This window comes from Fibrobacter sp. (assembly GCF_045601785.1).
Taxonomy (GTDB): Bacteria; Fibrobacterota; Fibrobacteria; order Fibrobacterales; family Fibrobacteraceae; genus Fibrobacter.
This window is the reverse complement of record NZ_JAZSAF010000026.1, coordinates 1-15,580: the sequence shown is the minus strand read 5'-3', so window position 1 is coordinate 15,580 and position 15,580 is coordinate 1. Positions and strand designations below refer to the sequence as shown.

The window sequence follows — 15,580 nt, the reverse complement described above, 5'->3', positions numbered from 1 at the left end:
ACAAAGATAGAAAAATTACCGGATATCAACCCTCACCAAGGCGCCAGCGCCCTTGGCAATATATATGCCGTGCGGAATGTTCTCGAGCGACATGCCGTTTGTCGCGGTGCGGACAAGCGTTCCGTTCAGGTTGAACAGCCTGATTTCGCCCGCAGATTCCAGGCGGTTGCCCACGCGCAGAATCCCGGGGGTCACGCGCGCCAAGCCCTCACCCAACTGCGCGCCGTTCACGATTCCCGTCGTTTCGCCGCCGGCCTTGAAATTTTCCACATGCGTGATGCCGCTGTTCACGTAGTCGCCGAGCCCGTAAGCGCTGCGCATAATCTTCAGCACGTCCATATCGAACACGGAGCCGTCCGGCGCGGACTGCCTGCGGATAATGGTCATGTTGTTTTCGCCCTCGTGGCCGGTATCCCAGGCGATGGGCACCACCTTGTTCTGTTTCGCGAGTTTCATCACGGCGTCGTAATAGGCAAGGCGGCCCTTGCGGTGCTTCGCGTAGTTGTCGCCCGTCAGCACGCCAACGCGGTCGTTCGCGCCGAACTCGCCGATAATCACGGGCACGCCCTTGTCCACAAAGTTCGTCTTCATCTTGCCGAACTGGTCCTGAATCTGTGCGCTGGTGCACTTGTCGCCCATCGCGCCCGCCCAGGCGTTATAACCGCAGTTGTGCACGATGTCTGCACCGGTCGCAAGGTCATCGCCCCAGTAGTATTGCGGATAAACTTGCGCGCCCCAGTCGGCAATGTCGTTCATGAGCGTGTAGGTGTACGGGTCATAAAAATGCACCTCGACCATCAGGCGGTTTTCAATCACGTCCTTCGGGAGCTTTGATACCGGCATCACCTCGGTCGTGCGGTCGATACTTGTGGAAGGCCCTTGGATTACGAGCGTGCGACTCGCGTTGTTGCCGCCCGTCGCGCGCACGGCATCCACGAACGTCTGGTGGTACACCATCAGGATTTCGGTTTCGTGCCTGTAATTGTCGTCGGTAGTCGCAGGCTCGTTCGCGCTCGCAAAGAGCAGGTTCTCGTTATAGTCCTTGAAACGCGTCGCAATCTGCGTCCAGTAGGATTTCTGCTTCGCGTTCACCTCGTTCTTCTTTTCGTCCTTCAGGTTCTCTTCGAGCCAGCCGCCATCCCAGTGGATGTTCAGGACCGTCACGAGGCCTGCGCGCATGCACATGTCCACCACCGTCTGCACCGAGTCCATCCAGCTTTCGTTAATGACGCCGTTACTCGCGTGGCTGTCCCAAGCGCAGGGAATGCGTATGGTGCTGAACCCCGTCGCCTTCACCGAATCGATGTAGGCCTCTGTCGGGAACTTGTTGCCCCAGCCCGTCGGGTTGCCCGGAACTTCCATCGTGTTGCCGATGTTAATCCCGAAACCCATCTTGTTGAACATTTCGCCCGCAGTCGGGAGCGTTTCAGCATTCGCGAGCACAGCAAGCGACGCCACGGAGAAGGAAGCGGCCAGCGCCGCAGTCCTGAGTCTGCTTTTAAGCATAAACAACCCTTTAGGGATGCAATCGCAACCCTTATTTAAACAACCCACACAAAATATATATGGATTTATGGCCTGCGGGCACCCATCCGGATGCATTTTCCGTTGACAAAATGTCCTTAATTCAGCCAACCTTAAACAAATACAACTTCGTTCCCGGTGCGCGGGGATTCCGTGCGGTTGGGCAGCCCGGTTTCGGTATCGGCGTAGCCAATAGCGACGGAGGCGTACACGCGTTCGTCCTCGCGCAAGCCAAGGCCGCGCAGGTATTCAAGAAGCGTCGGGTCTTCGTTCAGCCACTTGAGCTGGTTGATGTAGCAACTGCCCAGGTCGAGTTCGTTCGCCGCGAGCATCATGTTTTCTACAGCGCAGGCGACATCGGCCATGTTGTTGCCGTAATCTTTCTTGTTTGCAACCACAATCAGCACGGGCGCCGTATAGCAGAAGGAATAGTTTCCCTTGCGGGCGAGCGTAATGGAATTCTTGAGGCTCTTGTACAGGTCCTCGCGGAGTTCCATCTTCGCAAACGCTGCCTGCACCAATTCCTTGAGTTTCGCAATCACCGAAGCATCCGAAATCACGAAGAAATGATTGCTCTGCGCATTACCGCCGGTAGGCCCGAAACGTCCCGCCTCGACGACGGTCTGCAATTTTTCCATTTCTACGGGCTGCGCCTTGAACTTGCGGGTGCTGCGGCGTGTTTTAATAGCTTCGAGTGTATTCATCGTCTTACCTCGTTCTAAAATCTACAAATCAATCGTCCTCAACGCAAATTGTCTGCACCATCGGATACAGGTCCTTGGGACATTCTGCAACACGCCATCCCTTCTCTCCATTGTAGGGATGCCAGGCGATTTCAACGCAATGCTGCGATTCGGCATCATTTTCGGTACTCGTCCAGAAAATGTCAAAATACATGGTGTTGCCGGAAACACACCCGCTGCGGTGCATCGTATAGTCCCAAATAATCGGCGAATCGTTGCGGACATCCATATCCGTCGTCATGTAGGCAAGGTAGTCTTGCTGCGCGAACTCTTCCAGCGACGGCACATGGAATCCTTCGGGGCAGAACTTACTTGCGTACTCCCAGTCCATGTAGGCGCCTTCGTAGAACCGCAGCGAGGACACGCTGGAATCCACATCGGCGCGCCTGCCCTGACACAAGCTGCATTCCTTCGCCCAAGCCTTCCAGTCGGCGTAGAACGTATCGAAGCTTTCGCTCTTGTTCCCGATGGAATCGAGGCGGACCCGCTGCACACCCCGTTCGCCATGCAAGAAGAGTCGTCCCCTGTAGAAATAGGCATCGTAGGTCTTACCCGAAATTTCCACATGCGTCAGCGTCCAGTCGTCGTCGTAGATGTTGAACTGGTAAAGTTTCCCGTCGACAGTCACCTTGTAAAGGGAATCGTTTTCAATGATTCCGCCCGCAAAAGATTTCTTGTCGTAGTTCAGCGGCATCGTGTTCGGGTGAGGTCCAAGCTCTATCCGACGCCAAGCCACCGAGCCACTGTCCTTGGCGCAGCCGTAAAAGCCCAAAGCCGAACCGTACCAATGAAGTGTTTTCTCCGAAATTGTATCGCAGCGGCCAAGGCTGTCCCTGAACATGTACGGTGCCGAAGAGAGGACTCCCATGACACTCCACTGATAGTTCGAATCGCAGGTGTAGTAATCGCCGCCGTATTTTCTGACGGCGCCAAACAAGGAATCGTTGCAAACCTGGCGGTCCTTTTCGGGCGGCAAAAGCGTCCCCTTGTCCACCACATGCCAGGTGCCCGCGCTGCATTCGTAGAACACATCTCCGTAGACAACCTTCCGGTTCATCTTGGACCTTTCGCAGGCATCCATATTGAGAATCGGCGGAATCAATTCGGCATCTTCTAGCTTACGCCAGTTTCTCAGGGCAAAGCAGCCACTTTCCGGAAAACCGTCAGGCGCCCTGCATTCGTTCGATTCGCAAATGTAATACGAATCGTCATATTTCACGACGCGGTTCAATTCGCAGTCATCTTCATAATACACGGGCGGATAAATTTCCTGCCACATGGTATCGCTCAGGCCGCTCCAGTAGTTCGCGCAAGAATAGTAGGCTCCGTTATACTCGCCCTTCTTGTTGACGTTGTTGCAGCGTCCCAGATGGTACAGCAGCGCCTCAATCGGAGTCCACTTGTAATCGTAACATTCCACATACACGCCATCCACTTCAAGCATATCACCCGTTCTCCCATCCGTGCACTTGCCAAACCGGGCTGCCACCTTTGCATCCAGCACCGTCGCATACAGCGGATCGTCTTCATCGAACTTCTTATCGGTATACTTGTCGCTCCAGGAACAGGGCTCGAGACCTTCACAAACGCATGTGTACAAGGAATCGCCTACATAAAACATCTTGCCCATATCGCTCTGCCGGCACTCCCCGAACAAATGATCCTGTATGACCTTACGGTCCGTTTCCTTGTGCCATATGTTGGAGTATATCTCGCAGCGATAATAATCTCCCTTATAATAAATCAGGGAATCCTTGAGAAAATGGTAGCTGCACAGGCCCACTTCTTCTTCCAGGAGCGACTTCAGGCGCCAAATATTGTCCATTACAAAATGCCGCTTGTAATAGGCGCTGGACTTGTCCATTATCTGAATCGTGTCATTGCTTCCAGACGGCCATGGGAACACGATTCCGTAGGCTTCCTCAAAAAAAGTATAGTCCATGTTGCGAAGCCCCATAATGGAATCTCTCGACATACCGTGATAAAGCGTCGCAGACTTATCTTCGAATACGCGCTCAAAAGTCGAAAGGAAGGCGTCGGCCGCACGCACCAAAAACGACGCCTTTATCTTGCCCGTTTCTGCAAAGTTGTCGCGAAGTTCCTTAAAGTCGCTATAGAAAAGACTGTCCGAGATTTCGTGGCGACAGTAGACATAGGGCAACATCCCCCTCAAGCGGGTTCCGCCCTTAACGTTTTCACTCCAGGCGTTAAAAGTTTCCTTATCGATGTTGCTCAAGTCCTGCCTGAAAACGCGGCCCAATTCCGAAAGCGCCTGCGCATAGGCATCGTCAAAAGACATCTTCTGCTTTTTCACCAGCGTCTCGATGCGGCCCGCCGCAAGAGCCGAATACAAGTTCGGCCTCAGGCCATTGTTGTCATCGTTCAGCCGCACATACTGCGCAAACTCCATCTTCCGCTTCTTGACATCGGACGGAAACACCGCGACCATCTTCAGGTACGGCCATTGATATTCGCGGAGTTTCGCATGAAACCTAAAGCTCGGAGAGAGCTTATTACCATCCCAACTGGAATCCATCGACACCTCGAACGAATCGATTGCATCCAGATTCTGATCCAGACTTACAAACCGTACCTTTTCGGGGCGCATCGTCGTTAAAAACTGCGACTCGCCGCCGAGCTCCGTCGGCGAGAACACCTTCCCGTTTTCGTCAAAGCGGCGGACGATGTCTGCACTGCTGCCGTCATCGTTTGAACACGCCACAAGGCTCAGTAGCACTAACGAAGCCGCAATTATTTTATACAAAAAAGACACAAGTTCTCCAATCCTAAGCAGTAGCTAGAATTTACATAAATTAGCAAGAGAACGAACAATTTAACTGCAAAACGGCGACAAACGGCCATTTTTGCAAGACTACTTGTCGAGCGGAAGCATCAATATGCGGGATTTCCGTTTCTGGTTGTAATGGTCACGCTTGGTGGGCGGAAGTTCGTCCACCGTGCCGTCGACAAATCCGAAATGGTAGAACCAGTCGAGCGCCTGCGTCGTGAGCAGGAACAGCGTCTTGTAGCCCTTCATGCGACCGACAGAAATCAGGTGACGCACAATCGCATCGCCGATGCCCGACTTGCGGTAGTTCGCGGCAACGGCAATGCCCGCCACTTCCGCCATGCCGTTCTCGTATTCGTGCAGGGCGCCGCAGCCGTGGATGCTGTTGTCGATGCTGTAGACCACATAGTCCTTGAGCCTTTCGGAAATGCTGTCCTGGGTACGCGGCACCAAGAATCCCTTGTCGATGTAGTCCTGCATAATCCGCAAGATATCCGGAATGTCTTCCATGGTCGCCGGGCGAATGCTCGAGTACTGGTTTGCGTACACCATGGTACCGTCGCCGCGGGCGCTGAACACTTCCTGCAGCACGCTCCCCTGGAATTCACCACTCAAGAGGTGAACACGGTTCGCACCCGCCTCGCAGGCGTGAATCGCATTCATCAGGTAGTCCATCTGCGCAAAGTCGAGCTGGTCGGAATTGAGTTCCAGAAGTTCCTTCGCCTGGTCCACGTCCATAGCCGAAATCACGCCCGACTCCGTGGGTTCCAGATACTTGGTGTTCTTGCCGGTCACAAGGCCGTCGAGCTTGATACCGTTCTGGTTTCCGATGAAGAAGAGCTTTCCCACCTTCATGTACTTGCAGAGTTCGGTGGCCAGTTCGGTAGAGCTGATGTTGTAGGCATGCCCGATCTTGTTCCAGCCAATCGGCGGAATGATGGGCACAAACTTCTCGTCCATGAGCTGTTCCAGGATGTCGCGCTGGATGCGCTCGATACGGCCGGTGCGCATGTAGTCGACACCGTCGATCACGCCCAGGCTGCGAGCCAGCACCCAGTTCCCCTGGATGCCCCGAAGGCCGCTCGCCGTAAGGTGGCTCATGATATGCTGCGCCACGCCCAGCGACGCCTGCTCGATGTGCGGCAGGGCCTCTTCGCTGGTCAGGCGTACTCCCGCATGAAAGCGGGATTCAAGGCCCCAGGCCTTGAGCTGGGCGTCGATGCTGTTGCGCGTCCCTGGCACAATGATGATACGGATACCCGACTTGTGCAACAGGGCGATGTCTCGCATCAGCACCGGGAAAAGGGGGTGACTCATCAGGTCATCCTCGATTTTCAGCACAAACAGCTGGCCCTTGAAGCGTTCCATGTAGCCGAACACTTCGCGAATGAAACCGGCAACTTCGAAATGTTGCGAATTGAAGTCAGGTGTCGCGTTACTCATATTAGATAAGTTAGAAAAATGCCGAGCCGAGGCAACAGGCTGTTCGCGTCTATATATAAAACAAACGCGGCCCCGTAGGACCGCGTTCGTTTAGTTGAGATAGAATACTCTTTTGGAAGCTAGTCCTGAATGCGGGTCCAGTTGAGGATTCCCTTCTTGATCAGGTAGATGTAGCCCGCTTCCAGAATGACAAGGAAGCCAAGCAGCACGAAGAGCAGGTCCCAGCCGCCCTTGAGGAACTGGACGGTCCAGGGGTAGAGGAACGCCACTTCGAGGTCAAAGACCAGGAACAGCATGGCGACCATGTAATACTTGACGGGGTAACGTTCGCCCGAGGTGCCAGACACGTGTGCGATACCGCATTCGTAGGACGTTCCCTTGATGGATGTGCCCTTGATCTTGCCCGGGTGCAAAAACCAGTTTGCAACCAGAAGGGCCGTCGGAACCACGAGAGCCAGAACCACCAGGATGGTCATGGCAAAAGTCGTATCGAAAATATCAACATTCGTCATAGTGATATAAAACATAGTAAAATTCTTTTTGCTAGTTAAGAGCCAAAATGTAAACTATATTTATGGGCATGAAAAAGATCACTACATTTTTGGGATGTGTGGGTGTGGTGTGCTTATTCTGGGGGTGTTCGTCTAGTGAAGACATTCTAGACCCGAACGCAGCGTTTGCCGACGATGAAGAAATTGTTTCTTCGGAATCTGGCGATACCCCGACAAGCTCCTCTTCGTCTGCTAGTAAACCCTCTAGTTCTGATGCAAAGCAAAACCCTCAAAAAGACCCCGCACCTAGTTATTCCGACTCCGTGGTCGTAGACCACGACACGGTGACAAAGCAGGTCGTCATCATCCAGGACGCAGACCTCGGGAGCGTTCCCACTCCGAACTACAGCAGTGGAGTCTTCTGCTGGAGCGAAGAATGCAAAACCAAGTATGCAGGTCAGACCGCTAACCCCAACCTTCAGTCATCGTCTTCCATGGTCATCGATATTGGCATGTCCGTCGAGCAGCCCGTCTACCCGAAGATCGAAGGCGACAAGATGACCGACTTGCGCGACAACCAGACCTACAAGCTGATAACGATCGGCGGAACCCGTTGGACGGATTCGAATATCAAGTTCAAGCCCACCAAAGGCTTCTACTGCGAAGACGGCGAAGGTGAAGACGTCTGCGCCAAGTACGGAGTGTTCTATTCGTACGGGGCAGCCCAAAGCGCATGCCCAAGCGGATGGAGACTTCCGACTCAAGCCGAAGTCGAAGCTGCCGACGCCGTCCAGCCACACGAATGGTGGACCATCGGCGGACGGTTCAAGCTCGACGAATCCGGCAATGCGACCGAATACGGCCTTAGCGACGGCCAGGGCTATATCTGGATTGTCCAAAACGACAGCTATTCTTCTTGGCGCGTCAAGGACTATTCCGACGACGACAAGGAACACGCTTTCCAGAAGAGCGAAGGCCCTCGCGCCTACAACGTCCGTTGCGTGCAAGGCGAATAAAGAGCCGTTTCGAACAACCTCTCAAGACAGAAAAACCCGAGCGCAAAGCCCGGGTTTTCTTTTTGCAAATGTCTTTGGCTAGAGTCGCTCGAGACCGTCCATCCCTTCGTCCAGCAAAAGCGAAAGGTTCTGGATTTCCTTTTCCATCTGGTCGTAATAGACCTTGGCCCGTCCCAGCTGCTTTCGCAGTTCCCTGATCTCGGAAGTCAGTTCCACCGCAAGGAGTACCAGCCGCTTGCGGGCATCCATCTGGAACTTCGCCGACCGTTCGAAACGCTGGTTGATGTTTTCGACAATCTCTTCAAGTTCCGAATCGGGCAAGTCCGTGCGGATTTGAATCGTTTCCTGCGCTACGGAAACATTTACCGATCTCAAAGGTTCGATGCTAGCCATTTTTTATCCCTACGCCGAATGGATCATCGTCCATCAGCATCCTTAGCCGAAAAAACTTGTCTGCGAGCCCTCCGACTTGCTCGCAAAAAGATCGTTGTCCGTTTCATCGGCACCGTGAACTTCTATTGTCGGAAGGTCGTCTTCGGCTTCCTGCGAAACCGAGTCGTCCACCTGGATGTCGTCTGCCGCAGGCTCTTCGGCTTCGACCACAGGTTCTTCAACAGATTCTTCTGAGGCATCGTCCCCTTCGGCAGCGGGCTCTTCAGCAACTTCTTCCGTCACCTCTTCGGCAGGTTCTTCTGGAACGTCAGCCGCTTCTTCCGTAGCGTTTTCCGCCACTTCGGCAATATCGTTTGCGCCCCCTTCGGCAGGTGCTCCACCCTGGTCGAGCGAAATGTCCGTACCAAGTTCGTTCTCGATCGTCTCCACCAGCTGCGTAAAGCGTTCCTGGGCCTCGGCAATCTCTTCGTTCTGCGCCTGCAGCTGCACGTTCAAGTTTTCAATCTCTGAACCGCGGGAAGAAAGCTGCTCCATGAGGTTTTCAATCATCGAATCCTTTTCGGCAACCTGCGAGTTGAGCGCATTCAGAAGTTCAACCTTCTCGTTCAGCTGACCGTTCAGCAAGTCTGCCCTTTCCGAAAGTTCACGGACCTTGTCGTTCAGGCTCTCGATGCAGCCGTCCTTTTCGATCAGCTGCTGGCCAAGCACGGTCGACTTTTCGTTGAGTTCCGCGAGTTCTGCCGCCTTCTGGTTCAACTGTTCCTGCTGAGCATTCGCCTGGTTCGCTCGGGCGTCCAGCGCCGCCATGCAGTCGGCAAGTTTCTTGCTTGCCGAATCCAGGAGCATGGTCTTGTCCTGGGCTTCGTCCTTCGCCTGCGCAAGTTCGCGCTTGACACGGGCATTTTCTTCCTTGAGGGTGCGAACGAGCCCCAGAACTCCCTCGATCTTCTGGGACAGCATGCTCACTTTTTCCAAATTCATCTTTGCTCCGTCTGTTGTTTTGGAACCTTTTCCTTATGCATCATTAAAATAATAAAAAATAGAAGCAATAGTCTAAAAAAATGAAAGAATTTGTTATATTCGCCACAAGGTTCCGCAATGACGATTCTTGTGAACGAACATATCCAGCGAAGGCTTTCGGAGCTTCCCGACCGTCCGGGCGTTTACATCATGAAGAACGCCCAAGGGAAAATCATCTATATCGGAAAGGCGAAGGTGCTCAAGAACCGCGTAAGGAGCTACTTCGACGGCAGCGACCATGCAGGGCACCGTGCGGCAACGCTCATGCTCCCCTACATTCGCGACATCGAGTGGATCATCACCGAGAGCGAGCAAGAGGCGCTCATCCTCGAAGCAAACCTAATTCGCAAGCACACGCCCAAGTACAATGTGCTCTTAAAGGACGACAAGCACTTTCCGTACCTGGCATTCTCGGTCAAGGAACCGTTCCCGAGACTCACCCTTTCGCGCTCGGTCAAAAAAGACGACCGCCAGTATTACGGCCCGTACATGAGCTCGCGCTACATAGACAAGCTCATCGACCTATCGGCCAAACTCTTCCACATCCGCGAATGTTCCATGGAGCTGCCCGCCAAGCACCCCGTGCGGCCCTGCCTCAACTACCATATCGGGCGCTGCGACGCACCCTGCGCAGGGCTCATCACCCAAGAAGAATACGCCCACAATGTCAAGAACGCGCGGCTGATGCTCGAAGGCAAGCGCGACGACCTGATTGAGCTTTGGACACGGGAGATGGAAGAGGCCAGCGCGAACCTGGATTTTGAAACCGCCATGAAAAAACGCGACGCCATACAGGCGCTAGAATCTACGGGCACGCGACAAAAAACAGACACCAGCGACCCGAACTTGTCCCTGGACGTGGTGACGCTGCGGCGCAATGGTTCGATGGCCGCGGCAGTAATTCTCGAGTACCGAAAGGGCGTATTGATGGGCCGCAGGCATTACCGCCTGGAATGCAAACTCGAAGACGACGAGACCGAAATTTTCAGGCAGATGATTCTGCCGTGGTACATGGACGCGCCGCTGATTCCTGCCGAGATCGCAACCGACATCGCGCTCCCCGAAGACTACCGCGAGCTCGAAGCGGCGCTCAGCAAGCAGGCGGGCCGCAAGGTATACTTCAGCATTCCGCAGCGCGGAGAAAAGCTCGGGTTCTTAAAGCTTGCAGGCGCAAACGCCGACATGATTCTCGTGGAAATGCGCGCCGAAGTGCAAAAATACAGCGAAATCGACCAGAGCGTATTCGAACTGCAGAAGGTCCTCGGATTAAAGAAGACGCCCTTCCGCATCGAGTGCGTGGACATCTCACACCTTTCCGGCACGAACACCGTGGCAAGCCTTGTAGCGTTCAAGAACGGGCGCCCCGACAAGAGCAACTACCGTAAATTCATCATCAAGACCGTCGAAGGCGTCGACGACTTTGCGAGCATGCGCGAAGTGATGACGAGGCGCATCCGGCGACTCGAAGAAGAAGGCACGCCGATGCCCGACCTGTGGGTGTGCGATGGCGGCAAGGGCCAGGTAGATGCCACGATGACCATTTTGAAGGAACTCGGCCACGACCAGGATCTGCCGCTCATTGGCCTTGCAAAGCGCCTCGAAGAAATCGTGTTCCCCGACGACCGGAAATCCATCGTGCTGCACCGTACAAGCCCAGCACTGAAGCTTTTGCAGAACGCCCGCGACGAGGCGCACCGATTCGCCATCACCTACCAGCGTAGCAAGCGCAAAAAAGACCTGGAAGTGGAATGGCTCAAGATGCCAGGAGTCGGCCACGAGACCCGCGTCAAGGTTCTCAGCAAGTACAAGAGTGCCGAGGCATTCATGGAAGCCCCGCTCGAAGATATCGAAATCCTGCTCGGCAAGGTCCGCGGAAACAAGCTCCGCGAACAGGTGGCAAAGTACGTCGCCGACTTCATCGTTCCCGATACGGAACGCTGAATATTCCAACATGGACTAGGGCTTATTTGAACAAAAACGACCTTTATGACCGAATTTCGCCATGCAAGGATAAGAATTGTTTACTTGGCGGATTCTTTAAAAGGGCAAAAAAAATTTTTTCTCTTTTTTGCTTGCTTTTGCATTTCAAGTTAGGTATATTACGCTTAGGCATCCCACGGATTAACGCCCGATCTAACAGTAATATAGAAGCTCGTTGCTCTTGGTACTCAGTTTAGGCGCGCTCCGACGCGAAAAACAAACCACCGAGGCACTGCTATCATTTTTTGATTAGTAGCATCGAGTGTTCCACCGTGAGAGATGCCCTTTTTTTATGCCCAGATTTTTCGGGTTTACTTTTCGGACTCGACTGCCCCGCGAATAAGCATCAGCTGAGCAGGCACATACACCCACCAGATGAAGTTATTCGCCACCGCCGAAACGGCCTGTACCGTGCTATGGTCTTCGCCCGAAAGCATCGAAAGGCCCACCAGGACATCGCCAAAGAAGAACGCGACCATGCCCCAGCGGATAAGCGACGCGTTGGGAACCGGATAGTAGCCATTTCGGGGAGCGAGGATACCCACCACCGTCGAGCTGATAACAAAAGCCGCATACGCAAGCACCGTCGCAACCGTCAACCCGACAACGCCTGTTGCAAAGAGAATCACCGCTGCAAGCGTCACTACCGCCAACAGCCAGTAGACCTTCGGGAACTGCGAATCGGAATCGCTTTTACGCGAGTGCCTGTAGATAAGCACCGTCTGAAACGCCATGAAGAAGACGATGCCAAGAACAGTGCTCATGGTCGCCGCGTCGGGCACAAGGATTTTCAATTTGCTGAAACAAAAGTCGGCTAGGAGCGAAAACACGAAGGCTATCCGCAAAAACTTCGCATCGCGCGGGGAAAACGCCCTGTTCGTCGCCAAGAAGGCTAACGCCGTCAAAAGGAACGACATCGCGAACTTGGTGTAGAGCTGAAGGACTCCTGCATCCGACAGGCACTGGCCCACGGCATCGCAGGTATAGAAATCATACCAGTCTTTGCCCGTCGTCACCAAGAGCAAGGCGGCTATCAGGAAAAAGAAAATCCTCTGGGCAAGCGACTGAAAGAACATGGGTAAAGTATAGCAATTTACCCGCTATCCGTTAGCCCATGCCCTTAAATCACGGTACGCGAACGCGAAGCATGCGGGAGCCCCGCTTTACAAGATAGACACCTGGAGCAAGCTTCTTCAGATTGAAATCGTACACATTCCGCAGGTAGCGCCCCTGAAGGTCGAAAACCTGCAACAGCTCGTCAGAACGGAACGTTTCATGCCGGCACATTCCGAAATCGCGCAGCGCCACCGACGAAGAATCCCCCGTGGAATCCTGCTTGTTCGTATCCGGTTCCACGAAGGGGTGGTCCGGGTCGTCCACCACCACCTTGAAGGTCACGGAACCCTCGCAGCCCGAGGCGTTCGTGTGGACCGCCTTGTAGTAGCCGCTCATGGTGCCGTCCATCTTGCCGAGGTGGATTTCACGGTTCGTGGAGGTAAAGCTGTTCGGGCCGCTCCACAGCCAGCGTCCGCCTTCCCACGGATGCGGGCCAATCGAAAGCGAATCGCCCTTGGAAAGCGAGATCTCGGTTGCGGTGGACCAGCCCTCGTTATTGTTGATTTTCGAATACGGGATGATGGAATCCGGCTTGCATGCGCCACCTTCGGCGCCGTCAATCACCATCGTGGTAATCGTGTTGGACTTCGCGGTCATCGAGAGCGCCTTGCCCGAAACCACGATATCGGATTGCTTGGTGAGGCTACCCGGCAGTTCGAACCGTACCACCTTCGCGCTCGTGCCAATCTTCACGAATTCACCCAAATCAAATTCATACTTCACGTCGCTCGAACCGCTGTTGCGCACGATAAGCACCAGCGCTCCCTCGGGCGTGAGCGCCGCGAGCGTGTTGCCGTTGTCGCTATCGATAATGCGCGATCCCGGACGGATGTAGCGGCTGAATGCAGCGTGCATGTAGTAGCGTGCGTTCGGGCTGAATGTCTGCTTGCTGTGGTTCAGCGCGAGGCTTCTCCAGTTTTCGGCCGGGTCGCCAATCTGCCAGTCCACCCAAGCGCTCGCCTTCATGTCGCGCAGGTCTGCAAGAATCACGCCCGCCATCCAGAGCGCAATGTTCTCGTCGCCACTCTTGTGAAGCGGGCCCGTTTCGGACTGCCACACCTTCTTGTCTTTCGCGAACGCCGCATTGAAAAGCTTTGCGCGGGAATCACCGCCGGAATAGCTGTGCGTGTTCACCTGGAACATGTAAGAGAGCGCTTCGCCGCTGTACTTGTTGAACTGGTTCAGGGCATCGCCAATGTTCGTCTCGTCGGCGGCACTCACCGAAGTCTCCGGGAACAGGCCCTTCTTCTGGAGCGCCTTGCCGAGTTCCACAATCATCTTCGTCTGGTTGTTCTTGAAGCCGCAACCTTCCTGCCCGCCGTTGGATTTCCACCAGCCGGCACTCGGCTCGTTGAACGGTTCCACCGTGCGGAACGTGATTCCCCATTCCTTCTTGAAATGCAGCGCCACTTCGGAAAGGTAGTCCGCGAAGTCGTCGAAATAGTCTTCCTTGAGGTTGTCGCTGCCGTCGCTACTGCCCGAGACGCAACCGCTCTTGGTCATCCACCACGGGGGCGAATTGCTGAACGCCTCGAAAATCGGGTCCTTTACGCGCTTGGAAAGTTCAATCGCAATCGTGCGCTGGTAAGGGTCGGCCGTCCAGTCGAAATCGCCCTTTTCGGTAGGCTTGTAGCCGGGAACGTTCGCGCCGCCGTCGCCCTTCGTAAGGTGATTATGGCCCGGCTGGTCGCCGCCGCCGATATTGTAGCGGAAAATCGTATAGCCGAGGCCCGTATCGGGGTCGGCAATCGCACCCAGAAGCTTGCTGCGGTTCGCCTCGCTCCAGGCGCCCGCCTTCACGGCCCACCAGCAGAGACTCGTGCCCCAGCCCTCGAAAACCTGATACTTTTTGCCAGGGTCGACAACGACCTTAGTTTGTGCATGTGCGGGAGAAACGATACCCGCGAGGCCCGCGACAAACGCCGTTGCCAGAACCGCGCCGGATACTCCAAAATTCCTTTTCATCATAAACCAAACCCTTCCTTGCGCCACGTCATTTTACGCGACTGAATATAAATATACCCTAACAACTGGGGATTGTCAAATGTGGACTTTTTGGGGCTTCAATGCCGCCGAGGCTGATCTTGATTTTTATCCCAGTGCAGCCAGAAAAATCAACTACTTCACTTTCTTCAAGTTGTTTCCCTGTCGCACAATGTAGGCGCCGGGGGTCCTGAATTTGGCGCGGAGCACTTCGGCAACAGTACCGAATCGAAGCTGTTCGGGCTGTATGGTTCCCAAGTAGCGTCCCTGCATGTCGAATACGAGCGCTGCTTCCGAAGATTCCGCAAGAATTGCGTGGGCTTTTGCGGTAATCGCGGCGGTTCCGGAAGAAGAACCCGCGGCAGAACTAGATGAGGTTGCGGAATTGCTCGACATTCCGTATTCGAATGCACCGAGGTCGGGCGCATCGCCCACAAACGGGAATCCGAGATCTTCGCCCTTGTCGATGGCGCGGCTCCCCTTCTTGAGTTTCAAGAAACCTACATAGGGCAAACTACCATCAGCATTGCGTGGGCCAAGCATTCCCGGAATTGTAGAGAGGTCCTTGCCGGTCACGGTCATGCTCGGGTCATCGAGACTCACAAAGTCATCTTCCGTCAAGTCCAAATCAAGGTTCCAGGTGTTATTTTCACCCGCCGGACAATCCACATAATGGTCGATATTCTGGCTCGATATCTTTTCCCAGCACGTTCCGATTTGCGAAACCTTGTTCGGGAAGGCGATGTTGTTCTTGAGTACGTGCGCCTTGTCGCCCGTGAGCGGGACCACTTCGGCAATGCGAGTCCTTTCATCTTCAGCGTAAAGTGTCGACGCCATGGTATAGGCTCGGGCGCCGTTATTGTAAGCAGTGTTGTTAGTCCAGGTGCTACCGACGCTAGTGTAGTTTGCATAGAATCCGGAGGCGATATTGTTCCAGGCGACGCAATTCCTGATAGTGTGTCGTCCCTTGTCGTTACGGCTGTATCCCATCTTGAACCCGTTGCCATTGACGTTAGGCGGCTTGCTTGTCCCGTAATGGATATAGCCGTTTCCCATGGCGTAACTGTTTTCAACGACTACGGG

11 protein-coding genes and 1 pseudogene are annotated in these 15,580 nt (G+C 54.3%); 2 read left to right on the top strand and 10 right to left on the bottom strand.

The genetic code is table 11. The annotated features are described in order from the left end of the window. Positions 1-15: 15 nt before the first annotated feature. The 5 genes from ACKI61_RS04220 to ACKI61_RS04200 form a co-directional block, all read right to left on the bottom strand. Positions 16-1,506 carry a glycoside hydrolase family 5 protein gene (locus tag ACKI61_RS04220; RefSeq protein ID WP_407456535.1) on the bottom strand — a complete coding sequence of 497 codons (1,491 nt, stop codon included), beginning with the start codon at positions 1,504-1,506 and terminating at the stop codon, positions 16-18. Positions 1,507-1,637: 131 nt separating this feature from the next. Further along, positions 1,638-2,228 (bottom strand): nitroreductase family protein, encoded by a 591-nt coding sequence (locus ACKI61_RS04215; protein WP_407456534.1) that lies wholly within the window; start codon positions 2,226-2,228, stop codon positions 1,638-1,640. Between the two features lie 28 nt (positions 2,229-2,256). Next, positions 2,257-4,989 (bottom strand): hypothetical protein, encoded by a 2,733-nt coding sequence (locus ACKI61_RS04210; protein WP_407456533.1) that lies wholly within the window; start codon positions 4,987-4,989, stop codon positions 2,257-2,259. A gap of 150 nt (positions 4,990-5,139) precedes the next feature. Then, entirely contained in the window at positions 5,140-6,498 is a 1,359-nt protein-coding gene (gene argA, locus ACKI61_RS04205; protein WP_407456532.1) for an amino-acid N-acetyltransferase, read from the bottom strand. A 119-nt stretch (positions 6,499-6,617) separates the two neighbouring features. Further along, positions 6,618-7,010: an NADH-quinone oxidoreductase subunit A gene (locus ACKI61_RS04200; protein WP_407456531.1), complete on the bottom strand. Its 393-nt coding sequence runs from the start codon at positions 7,008-7,010 to the stop codon at positions 6,618-6,620. Between the two features lie 68 nt (positions 7,011-7,078). On the opposite strand from ACKI61_RS04200, the gene ACKI61_RS04195 reads away from it, so the two are divergent. After that, the gene (locus tag ACKI61_RS04195) at positions 7,079-8,005 is read left to right on the top strand and encodes an FISUMP domain-containing protein (protein ID WP_407456530.1); all 927 of its coding nucleotides are present in this window, start codon (positions 7,079-7,081) and stop codon (positions 8,003-8,005) included. A gap of 78 nt (positions 8,006-8,083) precedes the next feature. Here the strand turns inward: ACKI61_RS04195 and ACKI61_RS04190 are convergent, their stop codons facing one another. Next, a complete protein-coding gene (locus tag ACKI61_RS04190; RefSeq protein WP_407456529.1) occupies positions 8,084-8,398 on the bottom strand; it encodes a hypothetical protein in 315 nt (104 codons plus the stop codon). A 42-nt stretch (positions 8,399-8,440) separates the two neighbouring features. Beyond that, positions 8,441-9,379: a hypothetical protein gene (locus ACKI61_RS04185; protein WP_407456528.1), complete on the bottom strand. Its 939-nt coding sequence runs from the start codon at positions 9,377-9,379 to the stop codon at positions 8,441-8,443. 117 nt (positions 9,380-9,496) lie between these two features. On the opposite strand from ACKI61_RS04185, the gene uvrC reads away from it, so the two are divergent. After that, positions 9,497-11,359, top strand: a complete 1,863-nt coding sequence (gene uvrC / locus ACKI61_RS04180; protein WP_407456527.1) for an excinuclease ABC subunit UvrC — start codon at positions 9,497-9,499, stop codon at positions 11,357-11,359. 350 nt (positions 11,360-11,709) lie between these two features. Here the strand turns inward: uvrC and ACKI61_RS04175 are convergent, their stop codons facing one another. From ACKI61_RS04175 to ACKI61_RS04165, 3 genes and pseudogenes are all read right to left on the bottom strand, one after another. Continuing rightward, a complete protein-coding gene (locus ACKI61_RS04175; protein ID WP_407456526.1) occupies positions 11,710-12,474 on the bottom strand; it encodes a hypothetical protein in 765 nt (254 codons plus the stop codon). A 49-nt stretch (positions 12,475-12,523) separates the two neighbouring features. Next, positions 12,524-14,482, bottom strand: coding sequence for a glycoside hydrolase family 30 protein (locus tag ACKI61_RS04170; RefSeq protein ID WP_407456525.1), 1,959 nt, complete (start codon positions 14,480-14,482; stop codon positions 12,524-12,526). Positions 14,483-14,632: 150 nt separating this feature from the next. Next, a pseudogene (locus ACKI61_RS04165) lies at positions 14,633-15,580 on the bottom strand (pectate lyase); the annotation flags it as partial.